Source organism: Arthrobacter pascens (genome assembly GCF_030815585.1).
GTDB lineage: Bacteria > Actinomycetota > Actinomycetes > Actinomycetales > Micrococcaceae > Arthrobacter > Arthrobacter pascens_A.
Genome location: NZ_JAUSWY010000001.1, coordinates 1,658,642 through 1,673,444 on the forward strand (window position 1 = coordinate 1,658,642; position 14,803 = coordinate 1,673,444).

Annotated in this window: 19 protein-coding genes; 10 read left to right on the top strand and 9 right to left on the bottom strand. The window is 64.5% G+C overall.

The genetic code is table 11. The features are described 5' to 3' along the window. Nucleotides 1–203 precede the first annotated feature (203 nt). Together QFZ30_RS07780 and QFZ30_RS07785 are read left to right on the top strand one after the other, a co-directional pair. Nucleotides 204–971 carry an MBL fold metallo-hydrolase gene (locus QFZ30_RS07780; protein WP_307074984.1) on the top strand — a complete coding sequence of 256 codons (768 nt, stop codon included), beginning with the start codon at nucleotides 204–206 and terminating at the stop codon, nucleotides 969–971. A 100-nt stretch (nucleotides 972–1,071) separates the two neighbouring features. Beyond that, the gene (locus QFZ30_RS07785; protein WP_307074987.1) at nucleotides 1,072–2,319 is read left to right on the top strand and encodes a lytic transglycosylase domain-containing protein; all 1,248 of its coding nucleotides are present in this window, start codon (nucleotides 1,072–1,074) and stop codon (nucleotides 2,317–2,319) included. Nucleotides 2,320–2,337: 18 nt separating this feature from the next. Here QFZ30_RS07785 and QFZ30_RS07790 read toward each other — a convergent pair whose 3' ends face one another. Then, nucleotides 2,338–2,724 carry a cupin domain-containing protein gene (locus tag QFZ30_RS07790; protein WP_307074989.1) on the bottom strand — a complete coding sequence of 129 codons (387 nt, stop codon included), beginning with the start codon at nucleotides 2,722–2,724 and terminating at the stop codon, nucleotides 2,338–2,340. Nucleotides 2,725–2,874: 150 nt separating this feature from the next. Between QFZ30_RS07790 and QFZ30_RS07795 the strand changes: the two genes are divergently transcribed. From QFZ30_RS07795 to QFZ30_RS07805, 3 genes are read left to right on the top strand one after another with little or no spacing between them, the layout of a single operon-like run. After that, nucleotides 2,875–3,237, top strand: coding sequence for a TraR/DksA family transcriptional regulator (locus tag QFZ30_RS07795; protein WP_307074991.1), 363 nt, complete (start codon nucleotides 2,875–2,877; stop codon nucleotides 3,235–3,237). Nucleotides 3,238–3,250: 13 nt separating this feature from the next. Further along, nucleotides 3,251–3,778, top strand: coding sequence for a DNA alkylation repair protein (locus QFZ30_RS07800; RefSeq protein WP_307074993.1), 528 nt, complete (start codon nucleotides 3,251–3,253; stop codon nucleotides 3,776–3,778). Between the two features lie 14 nt (nucleotides 3,779–3,792). Further along, the gene (locus QFZ30_RS07805) at nucleotides 3,793–4,233 is read left to right on the top strand and encodes a DUF1810 domain-containing protein (protein WP_307074995.1); all 441 of its coding nucleotides are present in this window, start codon (nucleotides 3,793–3,795) and stop codon (nucleotides 4,231–4,233) included. Nucleotides 4,234–4,322: 89 nt separating this feature from the next. Here the strand turns inward: QFZ30_RS07805 and QFZ30_RS07810 are convergent, their stop codons facing one another. Then, complete coding sequence (locus QFZ30_RS07810; RefSeq protein WP_307074997.1) at nucleotides 4,323–5,216, bottom strand: glucose 1-dehydrogenase; 894 nt, start codon at nucleotides 5,214–5,216, stop codon at nucleotides 4,323–4,325. 241 nt (nucleotides 5,217–5,457) lie between these two features. Here QFZ30_RS07810 and QFZ30_RS07815 point away from each other — a divergent pair, with 241 nt between their 5' ends. Both QFZ30_RS07815 and QFZ30_RS07820 read left to right on the top strand, forming a co-directional pair. Continuing rightward, nucleotides 5,458–5,664: a DUF1918 domain-containing protein gene (locus QFZ30_RS07815; RefSeq protein ID WP_307074999.1), complete on the top strand. Its 207-nt coding sequence runs from the start codon at nucleotides 5,458–5,460 to the stop codon at nucleotides 5,662–5,664. Between the two features lie 62 nt (nucleotides 5,665–5,726). Further along, entirely contained in the window at nucleotides 5,727–6,260 is a 534-nt protein-coding gene (locus QFZ30_RS07820; protein ID WP_307075000.1) for an NUDIX domain-containing protein, read from the top strand. A gap of 29 nt (nucleotides 6,261–6,289) precedes the next feature. On the opposite strand, the gene QFZ30_RS07825 is transcribed toward QFZ30_RS07820, so the two are convergent. Beyond that, nucleotides 6,290–6,967 (bottom strand): endonuclease/exonuclease/phosphatase family protein, encoded by a 678-nt coding sequence (locus QFZ30_RS07825; protein WP_307075002.1) that lies wholly within the window; start codon nucleotides 6,965–6,967, stop codon nucleotides 6,290–6,292. 161 nt (nucleotides 6,968–7,128) lie between these two features. Here QFZ30_RS07825 and QFZ30_RS07830 point away from each other — a divergent pair, with 161 nt between their 5' ends. After that, nucleotides 7,129–7,932 (top strand): thioesterase family protein, encoded by an 804-nt coding sequence (locus QFZ30_RS07830; RefSeq protein WP_307075004.1) that lies wholly within the window; start codon nucleotides 7,129–7,131, stop codon nucleotides 7,930–7,932. Between the two features lie 35 nt (nucleotides 7,933–7,967). Here the strand turns inward: QFZ30_RS07830 and QFZ30_RS07835 are convergent, their stop codons facing one another. Both QFZ30_RS07835 and QFZ30_RS07840 read right to left on the bottom strand, forming a co-directional pair. Next, complete coding sequence (locus tag QFZ30_RS07835) at nucleotides 7,968–9,659, bottom strand: SulP family inorganic anion transporter (protein ID WP_307075006.1); 1,692 nt, start codon at nucleotides 9,657–9,659, stop codon at nucleotides 7,968–7,970. 23 nt (nucleotides 9,660–9,682) lie between these two features. Then, complete coding sequence (locus QFZ30_RS07840; protein ID WP_307080133.1) at nucleotides 9,683–10,387, bottom strand: endonuclease/exonuclease/phosphatase family protein; 705 nt, start codon at nucleotides 10,385–10,387, stop codon at nucleotides 9,683–9,685. 154 nt (nucleotides 10,388–10,541) lie between these two features. Here QFZ30_RS07840 and QFZ30_RS07845 point away from each other — a divergent pair, with 154 nt between their 5' ends. Then, the gene (locus QFZ30_RS07845) at nucleotides 10,542–11,327 is read left to right on the top strand and encodes a lipoate--protein ligase family protein (RefSeq protein WP_373462822.1); all 786 of its coding nucleotides are present in this window, start codon (nucleotides 10,542–10,544) and stop codon (nucleotides 11,325–11,327) included. A gap of 25 nt (nucleotides 11,328–11,352) precedes the next feature. Here the strand turns inward: QFZ30_RS07845 and QFZ30_RS07850 are convergent, their stop codons facing one another. The 3 genes from QFZ30_RS07850 to QFZ30_RS07860 all read right to left on the bottom strand — a co-directional run bounded on the left by QFZ30_RS07850 (nucleotide 11,353) and on the right by QFZ30_RS07860 (nucleotide 13,448). Continuing rightward, nucleotides 11,353–12,021, bottom strand: coding sequence for an MBL fold metallo-hydrolase (locus tag QFZ30_RS07850; RefSeq protein WP_307075009.1), 669 nt, complete (start codon nucleotides 12,019–12,021; stop codon nucleotides 11,353–11,355). Next, the gene (locus tag QFZ30_RS07855) at nucleotides 12,018–13,103 is read right to left on the bottom strand and encodes an S-(hydroxymethyl)mycothiol dehydrogenase (RefSeq protein ID WP_307075011.1); all 1,086 of its coding nucleotides are present in this window, start codon (nucleotides 13,101–13,103) and stop codon (nucleotides 12,018–12,020) included. The genes QFZ30_RS07850 and QFZ30_RS07855 overlap by 4 nt, the downstream gene beginning before the upstream one ends. A gap of 87 nt (nucleotides 13,104–13,190) precedes the next feature. Next, nucleotides 13,191–13,448: a mycoredoxin gene (locus tag QFZ30_RS07860; protein WP_254678575.1), complete on the bottom strand. Its 258-nt coding sequence runs from the start codon at nucleotides 13,446–13,448 to the stop codon at nucleotides 13,191–13,193. 152 nt (nucleotides 13,449–13,600) lie between these two features. On the opposite strand from QFZ30_RS07860, the gene QFZ30_RS07865 reads away from it, so the two are divergent. Then, nucleotides 13,601–14,350, top strand: a complete 750-nt coding sequence (locus tag QFZ30_RS07865) for an SOS response-associated peptidase (RefSeq protein WP_307080137.1) — start codon at nucleotides 13,601–13,603, stop codon at nucleotides 14,348–14,350. Between the two features lie 23 nt (nucleotides 14,351–14,373). On the opposite strand, the gene QFZ30_RS07870 is transcribed toward QFZ30_RS07865, so the two are convergent. After that, the gene (locus QFZ30_RS07870) at nucleotides 14,374–14,796 is read right to left on the bottom strand and encodes a VOC family protein (RefSeq protein WP_307075013.1); all 423 of its coding nucleotides are present in this window, start codon (nucleotides 14,794–14,796) and stop codon (nucleotides 14,374–14,376) included. Nucleotides 14,797–14,803 lie beyond the last annotated feature (7 nt).

Consider the following 14,803-nt stretch of genomic DNA (forward strand, 5'->3'; position numbering starts at 1 on the left):
GGCACCGCAAGAGAGTACCTTCTGCTCGGCCATATTGTCACATTCTGGTAACAACCACGTTCACATACGGCGCGCCTCACGGCCAAACGGTTATCCGCCCCTCGTACCTACACCCACTCAGCCATGGGCTTATCGCATGCCGCGCGTGGCTGTCGGAGGCGGACGACGGTACAGCCAAAAGGTCCAGGTCGTAGGATGGCGCCATGCCTCAACGACACCCTGGATGGCTTCCAGACCTGCGGACCTCGGAGCCGGCGGAAGGCGTCTACTTTGTGGAGGGACCGGCGTCCAACTGGATCATTGTCCGAGATCGCGCTGACTTCATCCTCATCGACGGCGGCTACCCGCGCGACCTCGAGCATGTTCTGGCGTCGATCAGGCACATCGGCCTGGAGCCTGCCGGGGCCAAGGCAATGCTGATCACCCACGGCCACGTTGATCACACCGGATCGGCCGCCCACTTCTCCAGGGAGTACGGCACTCCGATCCTCTGCAGCGCCGAGGAAGTCGCCCACGTGCAGGGCAAGGAAAAGCATCAGGTGACCCTGGGCCAGGTCCTGAGCCGCGCGTGGCGGCCGCGGGTTTTCCGCTGGATGCTGCACGTTATCCGTGCCGGCGCACTGTCCGCCGAGCCTGCGACTGATGCACGGTCATGGGACAAAGCTGAACTGCGGGAACTTCCCGGTGCCCCGCGGGCCGTCCTGGTTGCCGGGCACACTCCGGGACACACGGCCTTTGTGCTCCCCAAGGCCAAGGTGGTGGTGACGGGCGATGCCTTGGTGACAGGTCATCCGTTGAGCCGGAGAAATGGCGTTCAGATGCTGCACCAAATGTTCCACAGCAGCCCGGACGGCATTCGTGAGGCATTGCAGGTTCTGTCCGACGTCGACGCCTCCTGGATCCTCCCCGGGCATGGGCCGGCACTGCGGATGCGGCTCGCTGACGCCATCGCCGGCATTTCCGGTTCGTAAAGATGTTGGAGCCTAGACCCTCCGGATGCGCATTTGCCCGGTATGCTCACAAACTATGTCCCGGTTTGGTTTAAAGGCGAAACTACGCGCTATTGCGGGTGTGCTCGCAATAGCGCTGGCAAGTTCAGTCTCAGTACTGCCTGCGACGGCCGACGACGACGCTCCACCAGGCGGTTATCCCTCCTGGCAGGATGTGCAGAACGCCAAGCAGAGTGAAGCGGGCAAAGCGGCCGAGATCGCCAAAATCGATGATCTGCTGGGCGGTCTGCAAAGCCAAGCCGAGGTCTTGGGTAACGCGGCGGTCAAGTCCGCCGCCGAGTACGCCGTCGCCGAATCGGCGCTTCAAGTGGCAAGTTCAAAGGTGGACGTCCTGACAGCACAAACGGCGCGGGCCAACGCTGAACTGGGGCAGTATAGGCGGGAAATCGGCGCCCTGGCCGCCCAGTCGTATAAGACCGGCGGAACCAACATGGGGTTCTTCGTTGCCCTCGACGCCGTACAGACCAACAGTATCCAGGGCCTCAACATCGTCCAGATCGTCAGCGACAAGACAGCTGCCCTCGTCAACAAGTCCGCAGCGGCGGAGAAGGCCTCCCGCGCATTCGCCGAGCAGGAACAGGCAGCCAAAGCCGAACGTGAGCGGTTGTCGGGCGAAGCGAAGGCCAAGCTCGAAGCCGCCCAGTCCGCCCAGCAGGCCATGGCGCGGCAGATTGCGGCGCAACAGCAGCACAGCCAGGAACTCACAGCCCAGCTGGCCTCCCTCAAGGGAACAACCGCTGCGGTTGAAGATGAATACCGGCAAGGCCAGGCAGCCCTGGCCGCCTACGAGGCAGCCCAGGCGGCCAAGCGCGCCGCAGCGGAGGAGCAGGCACGCCGGCAGGCCGAGGCGGCCAAAGCTGCCGCCCTTGCTGCCGCGCAGCTTCCGGCGAACCCAGCCCCCGCCGCACCAGCCCCTGCTGCTCCGGTAGCTCCAGCTCCAGGCCCGACGCCGGGCCCGCCACCCGTCGTCGTTGCGCCTTCCATTCCGGGCGGCGCCGTCAACGATCCTGCCGGGGCCAAAAGCTATGCCGCAGGCCGGTTGTCAGCCTTCGATTGGGGCCAGGACCAGTTTCAGTGCCTGGCGCAGCTCTGGACCAAGGAGTCCAACTGGCTGACCACCGCAACCAACCCCTACTCCGGCGCTTACGGAATCGCGCAGGCACTGCCGCCAGGAAAGTACGCCACCGCCGGGAGCGACTGGCTTACCAGCTACAGGACGCAGGTTAACTGGGGCCTCAGCTACATCGCAGACCGCTACGGGTCTCCGTGCGCGGCCTGGAGCCACTCAGTAGCCACAAACTGGTACTGATTCCGTCTGAATGGGACGCTAGGCGGAATCCCCGGGCGACTTGGCAAATTCAGCGGCGCTGAGGAACTCAACGCTGATGAAGGCCTGGTCGCCTTCGACCCAGGCGTTATGCCCGGGCGGGATGGTGTACGAATCACCGGAGGAGATGTTGATCCGGTTGCCGTCAGTGGTCTCCACCACGAGGGCTCCGGAAACGCAGAATCCCACATGGCTGACCTGGCAGGAGTCCGTCTGAACCACTGGCTTGATGCAGTCGGACCAGCGCCAGCCGGGCTCGAACTTGAACCGGCCAACCGTGTAGTCGCCCACGGTCACAACGTCCACTTCGGTCTTGTCCGGGCGGCGTTTCTCATCGGGTGAATTGTGGGATTTTACGGCCAGCTGGGTGACGACATTGGTAGGCATTGCAGTCCTTCTTCCTTGAGGATGCGGGTCCGTACGATGCCAGCTTCCTCCGGTTCAACCGCCTTGTCGATACGGGTTTTTTCGCCTTTTATGGAGTCAGTAGATCCGCCGGAACGGATTGCCGCAAAGCATCCACGCTAGGCTTCTCCCATGGCTGATTTTGAACGGTTCCGCGTCCTGCTGGAGGCCGAACGGGAGCGCAAACTTGCCTTGCTTCCTGCCCTCCGCGCGGACATCTCGTCAGCCAGCGCAGCGCGGCAGGATTCGAACGTGGACGATGAACACGATCCGGAAGGTGCCACCATCGCCTTTGAACTTTCCCAGGCGTCGGCGCTGCTGGAGCAGAGCAGCTCCGGGCTTGCCCAGGTGGAAGCCGCCTTGGGAAGGATCGCCGACGGCACCTATGGGGTCTGCGGGGCATGCGGGGAGCCGATCGCTGAAGGCCGACTGGAGGCCCGCCCCTGGACCCCCTTCTGCATCGCCCACGCTGCCGCCGGACACCACGGACGGTAAGGGCCTGGGCCGTATGAACCACGATGTGCAGGCCGCTGCAGGCTTCATCGACACCACCCTGCAGAACGAGGGTGCGTGGTATCGGGCGGAACATGTGGAATCCCGGACTGGTGGCATCTTGAGCTCCTATGGGGCGTCGATGGGAGCCGTGCGGGGCACTGTCCGCGATGCTGGCAGGAAGTTCAAGGACTTGGGCCATGATGAGGTAACGGCGCTTGCTTCTGAGCTCTGGGGCCGCCCGGCCCCTGGCAGGAAGCCGGTGTATGAGCGCCGCCTGGCCGCTGTTGTGCTGCTGCAATCCCGGGTGGCCTTCCTGCGGCACTCCGATCTGACCAGGATCGAGGGCTTCATCCGGTCCGCGCACACAGCGGAGCTGGTGGACCCGCTGGTCGCCGACGTCGTGGTTCCGCTGCTCCGGGCCCTGAGCGGAAGGGAACGGCAGCGCGCGGACGTCGTGGTGGCCCGCTGGCATCAGGACCCGGATGCGTGGCTTCGCCGTTCCGCGTCCCTCACCGCCGAGATCACAGCCCGGACAGCCTAGAGAAGGAGAGAGACATGAATGACCCTTACAACCTGGAACGGTTCGTCACCGCACAGGACAGCGGCGGGACCTACGAGCAGGCAGTGGCCGAACTGCAGCTCGGCAACAAGACCGGCCACTGGATGTGGTTCATCTTTCCGCAAATCGCAGGGCTGGGCCAAAGCGACATGTCTCGGCGGTACGCAATCGGGTCCCTGGACGAAGCCCGGGCGTACCTCGAGCATGATGTGCTGGGCCCCCGGCTGCTGGAATGCGCCGCGGCCATATCCACGCACACAGGGCGGAGGGCCACGGAAATCCTGGGCGGCATCGACTCGCGGAAGCTGCATTCGTCCATGACGCTGTTCCTGCGCGCGGCCCCCGGGGAAACAGTCTTCAAGACCGTGCTGGCCGAGTTCTTTGACGGCCAGCCCGACGCCGCCACCGATTCGCTGCTTCACTCTGACAAGGAATGACAAGCAAGCACTGACAAGAACGACGACGGCGGTGGGCCGCGCTGCTGACGCGGCGCTCCGCCGTCGGGCCTCTGCGGCCCCGAAAGCCGTTAGGGCGTCGGGTTGCCGCCGTTCACATTCAACGTTTCCCCCACCACAAAACTGGATTCGGCAGAAGCCAGGAACACGTAGGCCGGAGCCAGCTCGGCCGGCTGGCCGGCGCGGCCCAGGGGAGTGGACTGCCCGAACTCCGGCAGGGCCTCCTTCGGCTGCCCGCTGCTGACCTGCAGCGGCGTCCAGATTGGACCCGGCGCCACTGCGTTGACCCGGATGCCCTTCGGCGCCAGCTGCTGCGCCAGGCCCTTGGTGAAATTGTTGATGCTCGCCTTCGTCGTGGCGTAATCCACCAGCGTGGGGGATGGGTTGTAGGCCTGGATCGACGTGGTGTTGATGATGGTGGATCCGGCCGGCAGGTGCGGGATGGTCGCCTTGGTGAGCCAGAACATGGCGTACACGTTGGTTTTCAGGGTGTGGTCGAACTGCTCGTCGGTGATGTCCGTGAGCTGCTCCTTGGCCACCTGCTTACCGGCGTTGTTGACCAGGATGTCCACTCCGCCCAGAACGGCGACGGCCGTGTCCACCAGGTCCCGGCAGGCAGCGGGGTCCTTGAGATCGCCGGGCACCTTGACCGCTTTGCGGCCTGCGGCCTCGATGAGGCCCGCAATCCGAGAGGCGTCCTCCTCCTCTTCCGGCAGGTAGGACATGACGACGTCGGCTCCCTCGCGGGCGAAGGCGATCGCCGTCGCGGCTCCGATCCCGGAGTCCGCGCCGGTCACGATGGCTTTGCGGCCATCCAGGCGTCCGGTGCCGCGGTAGCTCTCCTCGCCCAGGTCCGCCTTGGGCTGCAGCTCGGCATCCAGGCCTGGTTCGGGCTGGTGCTGTTCCGGCGGTGAAATCTTCTCGTACGCTGTCACCGGGTTCCGGAACGTGTACTGGTCCGTCATGGTGGTCCTCCTGTTGAGAATGGTTGGAACACGGGCAGGTGGTCCGCCCTGGCACAAATGCAGCACACAGTTAGTGCCACAAAGCTAAGCATGCTTAGGGTTCAAGCCTAGGCAATCGGGAGGGTGGCTGCCAAGCTGCACTCAGGGGATCTTTGACCCGGCTGCTCGAGTTCCTGCTCGAATTCCCGGGCCCTGTTCCCACGTCCCCATGAGTCGTACTCTAGGGCTGGAGGTGATTGCCATGGAGGCAACGCAAGGCGACCGCATCATCGTCCGGGGCAGGACAGTCGGCTCGTCAGACCGGCACGGGGTGATCGTTGAAGTCCGGGGACAGGGCGGTGCTCCGCCGTATCTTGTGCGCTTCGACGACGGGCACGAGACCGTGATGTATCCCGGCGGTGATTTCGGCGTCGAACGCGGGCACGAAAGCCCCGGCCACGGCGGCTAGGCCCGCGGCCAGGCACGCTGTCAGCGGTGCTGCGGTAAACCCTGACGTGTCAGACTGGAACGATGGATCAGTCGTTGGCCGCCACATCCCCAGACATAACTCTCCAGAACCCGCCGGTCAGAACAGGGCCGCGGGATCCCGGCGACGCCTGGGTGGAAGGGGAGCACGGCCGGTTCTGGGGCAGGTTCGGTGCAGCCGGCGTCCTGGCCTATGACCCGGCCAAGGGGGTCCTCCTGCAGCACCGCGCCGTCTGGAGCCACAACGGCGGCACGTGGGGTCTTCCCGGCGGTGCACTGCACCAGCACGAGGACGCCATAACCGGGGCCCTTCGGGAAGCTTACGAGGAAGCCGCAGTCCCCGGCGAAAACGTCAGTGTCCTGTTTACTTCAGTCCTCGACGTCGGCTATTGGTCCTACACCACAGTCGTCGTGCTGGTTGCTGAGCCCTTTGATCCCGTCATCAGCGATCCCGAGAGCATAGAACTGAAGTGGGTTCCGCTGGCCGACGTGGAGAACAAGGAACTCCACCCGGGATTCGCAGCTTCCTGGCCTGCCCTGGGCCCCCGGATGCTGGAACTCACGGCTTTACGCCGGTAGGGCCCGGGGCTCCATACGGGAATGGCCTGTCAGAAGTCCTTGCCATATTCAGCCGTCACCAGGATCGGCAGGTGGTCCGACTTGCCCCGCGGCAGGGTCTCCACGCTTTCGATGTCCAGGCCCAGCGACGTGGCAAAATCGAAATGGCCCTTAAACACCTTGTAGCGCGTGTAGGTCCGGCGGTCGCTGAGCGACAGGGCATAGCCGGAGTTCTTCATGTGGGCATCAAGGCTCTTGGTGAAGAAGGGGTAATTGAAGTCCCCGACCATCAACGTCATCAGACCGCTGCCCATGCTCAGCAGTTCCGCGTGGGCTGCATGGATCTGCTTCCTCCGGAGGGAATTGGAGGCGGTCAGGGGAGCCGCGTGGAAGGAACCGATAACCAGTTCGTGCTGGGTGTCATTGTCAACCACCCGGGTGCCGATGAGCCGCTCGTGGGCAGGCGCCAGCAGCCTGTCATGCATGGACTTCTTCAAGGCGAAGGACTGGGTTTCCTTTGCCGTGAAGCGGCTGGTCCGGTAATAGATGGCAAGCCCCAACCGGTTTCCCTTGGTGCTGTCCGCCAGGTGCAGCGGCCCCAGGGTCGCTGGCAGGTCGCTGGAATCCACCTCTTGCAGGCACAGTGCGTCGACCTCGAAATTCCGCGCGAGAGCAAGGAGTTCGCCACTGGCTTTGTGCTTGCGAAGGTTGTAGCTAATGACGCGCATCGGTGGAGCACCTCTTCGGAGGGTTTGCTGACAGGACCAGTTCCCGAGTCTACTCAGATGGGGCGCAGCTGGTGCCAACATTTCGCGCGCCGGCACAACGCGTCCGGGGCAGAACGATAGAGTTATTCACGATTCACTCAGAACCAGTGGAAGGGTCAACGTTGACCACAGACCTGCCAGGACTTGCCGAAGGCAACTTCTACTATCAGTCGCTGGGCGGCGGCCGCTTCCGCTCCACCATCCATGCCCAGGGGGCCTGGAATGAGCACGAGCAACACATGGCGCCGGCCTCCGGCCTGATGGCAGACTGCCTCGAACGGTACGAGCCCCGCGGTGACATGCGGATGGCGCGGCTGAGCTACGAGATCCTGGGCCTGATCCCCGGTGGTGAGTTCCACATTGAAACCACCACCCTCAGGCCCGGACGGACCATCGAGCTCTTGCAGGCGGAACTGGTCGCCAACTGCCGGGTGGCCATCCGCGCCACCGCCTGGCGCATGGTCACCAGCGATACCAGCCCTGTTGCCGCCGTCGAGGACGCCGCCATTCCGGCACCCGATGAGTGCAAACCGTACGACGCCGCCAGCGTCTGGCCGGGCGGCTATATCCGTTCCCTGGAGATGCGCATGGCGGAGGGCCACCGTCCCGGAGCAGGGAAGGTCTGGCTGCGGACCGAGCATCCGCTCACCCACAAGGCCGACAGTGGAGACCTGGCCCGCCTGATTGGCCTGGTGGATACCGCCAACGGCATTGCTGCCCGGGTCCCGCCGGGCAAGGACAGCTATGCGTTCCCCAACCTTGACCTGCAGATCCACATGCACCGCAGGCCCCAAGGCGAATGGCTCGGACTGGACAACGCGGTCTCATTCGGAGCGGACGGGATAGGCCTCACCTCCACGGTCCTGCACGACCTCAGCGGACCCTTCGGGCGAGCCGAGCAGATCCTTACGCTGCGCAGGTCCTGACTGGCGGCACAGGCGGCTGACACGGGAACGGCAGGTTAGTCGATTCCGATCTCTTTTTTGTAGCTCCTTACGGCGTTATGGACGGTCGGGAAGAAGTGGTCCGGGGTGAACCTCGCTCCAGCTCCGAAGCGGGTCAGCCGGTCCTTGACCGGCCCCTTCATTTCGGCGAACACCAGGCTGATGCCCTTCTGTGCCAATTCGTCGTCGAGGTGGACGAGCTCATCCAGTGCTGTCGTGTCGAGATCGGTAATGGGCTCGGCAGCCACAATGACCCACTTCACCGGGCCGGGAGCGGCGGACACCAGGCCGCGGATGTGCTCCGCGAAAACTTCACCGTTCGCAAAAAACAGCGGCGCATCAAATCGTGCAATCACGAGCCCCTCGATGCGCTTGCCTTCAGGATGCCTGTCCAGATCGTGAAAGCCAGGAACATCCTCCAGACTGGCGAGCTCCGTGCGGTAGGGATCCCACGCTCGCCGGACAAAGGCCATCAGTGACAGTCCGATCGCCACGGCAATGCCCTCCAGGACCCCCACAAATGCGACGCCGAGGAAGGCGGTGACGAGGAGGAGGGTCTCGGTCCGGCTCATCCTGATGAGTCGGAAGACTGCTTTGACATCAACCAGCGAGGACGCTGCCGCGATCACGACTGCAGCGAGGGTGGCGGTGGGGAGGAAGGCGGTGACCCCCGGCGCGGCGACCATAAAGAGAATGACGAGGACGGCTGCCACTACGCCGCTGAGCTGGGTGCGTGCCCCGGCATCGAGGGCGATCGGGGTGCGCGAGGAACTCCCGCACACGGGAAAGCCGCCCAGCAGTCCGCTGGCGACATTGGCGATGCCCAGCCCGCCCATCTCTTCATTTCCGCTGGCCTTCAGTCCGCGCCGCTCGGCGAGGCTTTTGGAGAGCGTGGACGTGTCGGCGAAGGCGATCAACGCGATGCCTGCAGCCGGTGCCACGAGTGACAGGACGTCGTCTACAGTGACTCCGCCCAGTGCGGGGGATGGGAGGCCCGCGGGCAGTGCGCCCACCACCGGAAGAGCATCAGCCAAGTCCAGCGCAGCCACCCCGACGACTGAGGCAGCTACGCCCAGCAGGACACTGGGGATCTTCCAGGGAAGTAAGCGCCCGGCAATGATGATGCCCAGCGTTCCAGCGCCGAACGCCAGTGCTACTGGGTTGATTCCGCCTTGGAATACCACGTCGGCCGTCGCCGTGAGGCGCCCGGTGAGGGAGTCGGCCTCGATGGAAATTCCCAGCAGCCGTGGAAGCTGGCTGACGATGACAGCCAGGGCGATACCGTTGAGGTAGCCGACGCGAATTGGCTTGGAGAGCAACCCCGTAACAAACCCCAGCCTGAAGACCCGCCCGGCTATGAGGAAGAGACCGATCAGGATGGCCAGAACGCCGGCCAGGGCCACCGCGTGCGCCGGGTCCCTTCCGGCCAGGGGGAGTAAAGCGGCCGCAATGACGGGGGCCAGTGCCGAATCAGGCCCCACGATGACCACCCGTGAGGGCCCGAACACGGCGTAGAAGATCATCGGCACCACGGAGGCGTACAGCCCCGTCACCGCCGGAAGCCCGGAGGCCTCGGCATAGGCCATCCCTGCCGGGATCAGGACGGCGCTCAACGCCGCTCCGGCGAGCAGATCCGCCTTGAGCCACGACCGCCGGTAGCTGCGCGCCACATCAAGGCCAGGTACGGTCTTCTGGATCCAATCACGCACTAAGGCCTCCGAAGCTGCCGTGGTCAGGAGGAGGGGGTCTCCTGGGTGGGTGTGGATTCCTGGCCATATTCCGCGGAAACCAGGATGGGCAGGTGGTCGGAAGCGCCACGGGGCAACGTTTCGACCTTCTCGATATTCAGTCCCAGGGATGTTGCGAAGTCGAAGTGGCCTTTGAAGACCTTGTAGCGGGTATAGGTCCTCCGATCACTGAGCGAGAGCTCATAGCCGGAATTCTTCACATGTTCCGTGAGGCTCTTGGTAAAGAACGGGTAATTGAAGTCCCCCACCATCAGAGTCATCAGGCCTGTTCCCATGCCCAGCAGCTCAGCGTGGGCCGCGTGGATCTGGTTGCGCCGCAGCGAGTTGGTTGCGGTCAGCGGGGCGGCGTGGAACGAAGCGATGACGAGCTCGTGATCGGTCTCGTTATCCCGCACGCGCGTGCCGATAAGACGCTCGTGCGCAGGTGCCAGGACCATGTCGTGCAGGGACTTCTTGAGGGCGAACGTCCTGGTGCCGTGAGCGGTGAAACGGTCTTGGCGGTAGTAAATGGCCAGCCCCAGCCTGTTGCCCCTGGTCGCGTCGGCAAGGTGCAGCGGACCCACGGTGTCCGGCAGGTCCGACGTATCGCACTCCTGCAGGCACAGGGCATCGATCTCGAAATCCCGGGCCAGATCAACCAGTTCCCCGCTCGCCTGGTGTTTGCGGAGGTTGTAGCTAATGACTCGTATCAGTGGAGTGCCTCTCCCGAGGATTGTCAGGTGGAACCAGTTCCTGAGTCTACCTATTTGACGGTCCGCGGCGTTGAAGCGTCCAGCGAACGCGATGCCGCTTCGTGCGTGAGACAGGAAATCACGGCGTAACCTAGATTGTTGGAATCGCATTATGACGGTAAGGGAGCTTAGCAATATGCGGGACGCCGAGGCCGGACTCCGGACGCTTACAGTGGTGCGGCAGGAGCATTCGCTGGGTGCGGCGCGGGACCTTGAATTCGGCCTTGAGGTGCTGGCCCAGGCAAAGACCGGCAGGATCGGTCCCACCCTGAGGCTGTACCGTCCCGAACCCACGGTGGCCTTCGGCCAACGGGACACCCGCCTGCCAGGGTTCGAGGCGGCTGCGCAGGCCTGCCGCAACCATGGCTTCGAACCCCTGGTCCGCAAAGCCGGCGGACGTGCCGCCGCCTACCACGAGGGGACACTGGTAGTGGACCATGTGGAACCAGATCCAGACGCCATTGCCGGATCCAAGGGCCGGTTCAATTTCTTCGGCGAACTGCTGGCTCAGGCTCTGCAGAATGCGGGCGTGCAGGCAGCGGTCGGCGAACTCCCCGGGGAGTACTGCCCCGGCGAATTCAGCGTCCACGGCACAAACCCGGAAGACCCTGCGCACAGCGTCAAGCTGATTGGCACGGCCCAGCGTGTTGTGGCCGGGGGCTGGCTATTCAGCTCGGTGATTGTTGTGGAGAAATCCGCGACCATCCGCAGTGTGCTCACTGACAGCTATGAGGCCCTGGGCCTCGACTGGGATCCGGCCACTGCCGGGGCCGTCAACGATCTGGTGCCGGGCCTGGACGTCACGGCCATCGAGGACTCGGTGATCTCCACCTACGCGGGCTACGCTTCTCTCCGTCATGCCGATTTCAGCAGCTATTTTGACCGAGTAGAGGCATAACCCGCGCAGGGCTGCAGCAGGAGGCTTAGTGGCCCCTGGCGATCCAGTCGTCCAGCTGCGGTGCCTCCGCCCCGATGGTGGTGGAATCCCCGTGGCCCGTGCGCACCACCGTTCCGGGCGGAAGGGGCAGCAGCCACGTCCGGATCGAATCGATGATGGTGGGGAAACTGCTGAAGGACCTGCCGGTAGCTCCCGGTCCGCCCCGGAACAGGGTGTCACCGGTGAAGACCGTGCCTTCGGTGGCCCCGTTGCCAGGCAGGTAAAAGCATACGGACCCCGGTGAATGCCCGGGCGTGTGCAGCGCCTTAAGCTTGGATCCGGCAACGTCAAAGACGTCACCATGGCTGATGTCAGCGTCCGGGTCCACCTCCGGGTAGAGGTTCCGCCACAGCATCCAGTCCGCCTGGTTGAGGTGGATGGGGGCCTGGACCAGGTCCCAGAAATCACCGACGGATCCGATGTGGTCGTCGTGGCCATGCGTCAGAAGGATGGCTTTGAGCTTCCTGCCGCCCACCGCAGCAGCCACGGCCGCGGCGTCGTGCGCAGGGTCGATGACAACGCACTCCTCGTCGTTGCCCACGATCCAGACGTTGTTGTCCACATCCCAGGTACCGCCGTCGAGCGAAAACGTCCCGGAGGTGACCAGGCGGTCGATCCGCAGAGCGCCGCCCGCTCTTTCCGGTGCCGCGGTCACAGTTCCACCACCGAACGCAGCACCGAACCGGAGTGCATCTTGTCGAAGGCTTCCTCCACCTGGTCGATGGTGATCCGCTCGGTCACAAAGGCGTCCAGGTCCAGCTTTCCCTGCTGGTACAGGCTGATCAGCATCGGGAAGTCCCTGGAGGGCAGGCAATCGCCGTACCACGAGGACTTCAGCGATCCGCCCCGGCCGAACACATCCAGGAGGGGAAGCTCCAGCGTCATTTCCGGCGTCGGGACGCCCACCAGGACCACCGTGCCGGCGAGGTCGCGCGCGTAGAACGCCTGCTTGTAGGTTTCGGGACGTCCGACGGCGTCAATCACCACGTCAGCGCCGAAGCCGCCGGTGAGTTCCCGGATCTGTTCCACCGGGTCCGCTTCCGAGGAATCAACGGTGTGGGTGGCGCCCAGTTCCTGGGCACGTTCGAGCTTCTTCGGGTCGATGTCGACGGCGATGATAGTGGTTGCGCCCGCGAGCGCAGCTCCGGCGATGGCGGCGACGCCCACGCCTCCGCAGCCGATGACGGCGACGGAGTCACCGCGCTTGACACCTCCCGTGTTGATCGCGGCACCCAGCCCGGCCATCACGCCGCAGCCGAGCAACCCGACGGCGGCAGCATCGGCGTCGGGATCCACTTTGGTGCACTGGCCCGCGGCCACCAGGGTCTTTTCGGTAAAGGCACCAATGCCCAGGGCGGGGGACAGCTCCGTGCCGTCCTCCAGCGTCATCTTCTGGGTGGCGTTATGCGTGTTGAAGCAATACTGGGCCTCACCGCGGCTGCAGGCGCGGCACGTTCCGCAGACGGCGCGCCAGTTCAGCACAACGCGGTCGCCGGGGGCCACCTCGGTGACATCCGGGCCCACGGCGCTGACCACGCCTGTTGCCTCGTGTCCGAGCAGGAAGGGAAAATCGTCGCTGATGCCGCCCAGCTTGTAGTGCAGGTCTGTGTGGCAGACGCCGCTGGTGAGCACGTCAACCAGCGCCTCGCCCGGCCCCGGATCCGGCACCATTATGGTCTCCAGCGTGACTGGGGCGCCCTTGGAGCGGGCAACAACACCTTTGACTTTATGGACCACGGAAGGCTCCCTCGATGCAGATAGACAGAACGGGACTGACACGAATGCCGGTCCCGTTCTGTCTATCACATCAGCTATTCAGCTGTGTTATGCAGCCAGGCGGCTCTTGACCTCGGCGGCGGAGGGGTTGGTGGCGGCTGTGCCGTCGGGGAAAAGCACGGTGGGGACGGTGCGATTCCCGCCGTTGAGCTGCTCCACAAGGTCCGCGGTTCCATCGACTTCCTCGATGTTTATTTCCGTGTAGCCGATGCCCTGCGCGTCCAGCTGCTTCTTCAGCCGGTTGCAGTATCCGCACCAGGTGGTGGAAAACATGGTGATGGTACCGGATTCGGGGGTAAAGTCCACGGAGCTCTCCTAAGCGTTGAGGGGGTTCGTTCCCATCAACGGTATCCTGCCGGTTGCTATTCCCCGGCGCCCATGCCTGCACCCGTCGGCGGATGACGCAGCGGATGGCGCTGCCGGATGACACCGCCGGAGCGCGGTGGCATGCTGGAGCCATGTGTGGACGCTATGTGATGGCACGGGCAGTGGGGGACCTGCTGGCTGAGTTCGATGCCCGACTCGAAGAAGAGGTGGACATTCCGCCGTCCTGGAACGTTGCGCCCACCGACGACGTGCCCATTGTCCTGGAGCGGCTGATTGACGAGGGGACCGTGCGGCAGCTGCATGTGGCCCGCTGGGGACTGGTTCCGTCCTGGGCCAAGGATCCCGGCATCGGACCGAAAATGATCAATGCCCGGAGCGAGACAGTGCTCGAAAAGCCGGCATTCCGGAAGGCCATCCAATCGCGGCGCTGCGCCGTCCCCGCCGACGGGTACTACGAATGGAAGCAAGGCACCGGCAAAGCCAAACAGCCTTACTACGTCCACCCCGCCCAGGGCAGCGGGCTGGTGTTCGCCGGGCTCTACGAATGGTGGAAGGACCCCTCCAAGGCTGAGGGGGACCCAGGGCACTGGATGCTCTCCACTTCCATCCTGACAGCGGACACTCCACCTCCCGGGGCTGAATCCACGGTGTTCGGCAGGCTCACGGCCCTGCACGACCGTGTGCCGCTGCCCATGGACAGGGCCACGATGGAATCCTGGCTTGATCCGCAGGCCGATGACGCCGCCGGCCTGGTGGACCTGGTCCGGGCAGGGGTCAAGGACGTTGCCGCGGGGTGGCGCGTTGATTCCGTGGGCACGGAGGTGGGGAACGTCCGCAACAACTCCCCGGAACTCATCAGGCCCGTGGAGGCGTTGTTCTAGGGGGCCGGAACTGAAACGGGCAGCTAAACGGTGACCTTCCCGGCGTCGTCCACTGTCCAGGTGGGATTGTAGGCAACCTCCCAGCGGAAGCCGTCCGGATCGGCAAAATAGCCGCTGTACCCACCCCAGGGCTGGGTGACCGGCTCCGCGACGATGACCGCGCCGGCGGCTTTGGCCTCGGCCATGACTCTGTCCACCTCGTCGGCGCTGGCCAGGTTGTGGCTCAGGGTGATGCAGGGAACCGCGCCGGGAGCGCCGACTCCCGCCTCTGCCTGCATCTGCCCGGCGTCCCAGAGGGACAGCATCAGGCCGTGGTTGACCTGGACAAACACCACGTCACCCGGAAATTCCTTGTGGACGGGCCAGCCGAGTCCCTCCGCATAGAAGCGGCGGGAATCGGCGACGCTGCGTACACCTAGCGAGATGAGGTCGACTCTTGGCTGCATGCTTCGA

Excerpts from the sequence above, each read along its gene's own strand:
- QFZ30_RS07780 (WP_307074984.1), top strand. The coding sequence starts at position 204 with ATGCCTCAACGACACCCTGGATGGCTTCCAGACCTGCGGACCTCGGAG.
- QFZ30_RS07790 (WP_307074989.1), bottom strand. The coding sequence starts at position 2,724 with ATGCCTACCAATGTCGTCACCCAGCTGGCCGTAAAATCCCACAATTCA.
- QFZ30_RS07795 (WP_307074991.1), top strand. The coding sequence starts at position 2,875 with ATGGCTGATTTTGAACGGTTCCGCGTCCTGCTGGAGGCCGAACGGGAG.
- QFZ30_RS07800 (WP_307074993.1), top strand. The coding sequence starts at position 3,251 with ATGAACCACGATGTGCAGGCCGCTGCAGGCTTCATCGACACCACCCTG.
- QFZ30_RS07805 (WP_307074995.1), top strand. The coding sequence starts at position 3,793 with ATGAATGACCCTTACAACCTGGAACGGTTCGTCACCGCACAGGACAGC.
- QFZ30_RS07810 (WP_307074997.1), bottom strand. The coding sequence starts at position 5,216 with ATGACGGACCAGTACACGTTCCGGAACCCGGTGACAGCGTACGAGAAG.
- QFZ30_RS07815 (WP_307074999.1), top strand. The coding sequence starts at position 5,458 with ATGGAGGCAACGCAAGGCGACCGCATCATCGTCCGGGGCAGGACAGTC.
- QFZ30_RS07820 (WP_307075000.1), top strand. The coding sequence starts at position 5,727 with ATGGATCAGTCGTTGGCCGCCACATCCCCAGACATAACTCTCCAGAAC.
- QFZ30_RS07825 (WP_307075002.1), bottom strand. The coding sequence starts at position 6,967 with ATGCGCGTCATTAGCTACAACCTTCGCAAGCACAAAGCCAGTGGCGAA.
- QFZ30_RS07845 (WP_373462822.1), top strand. The coding sequence starts at position 10,542 with ATGACGGTAAGGGAGCTTAGCAATATGCGGGACGCCGAGGCCGGACTC.
- QFZ30_RS07865 (WP_307080137.1), top strand. The coding sequence starts at position 13,601 with ATGTGTGGACGCTATGTGATGGCACGGGCAGTGGGGGACCTGCTGGCT.
- QFZ30_RS07870 (WP_307075013.1), bottom strand. The coding sequence starts at position 14,796 with ATGCAGCCAAGAGTCGACCTCATCTCGCTAGGTGTACGCAGCGTCGCC.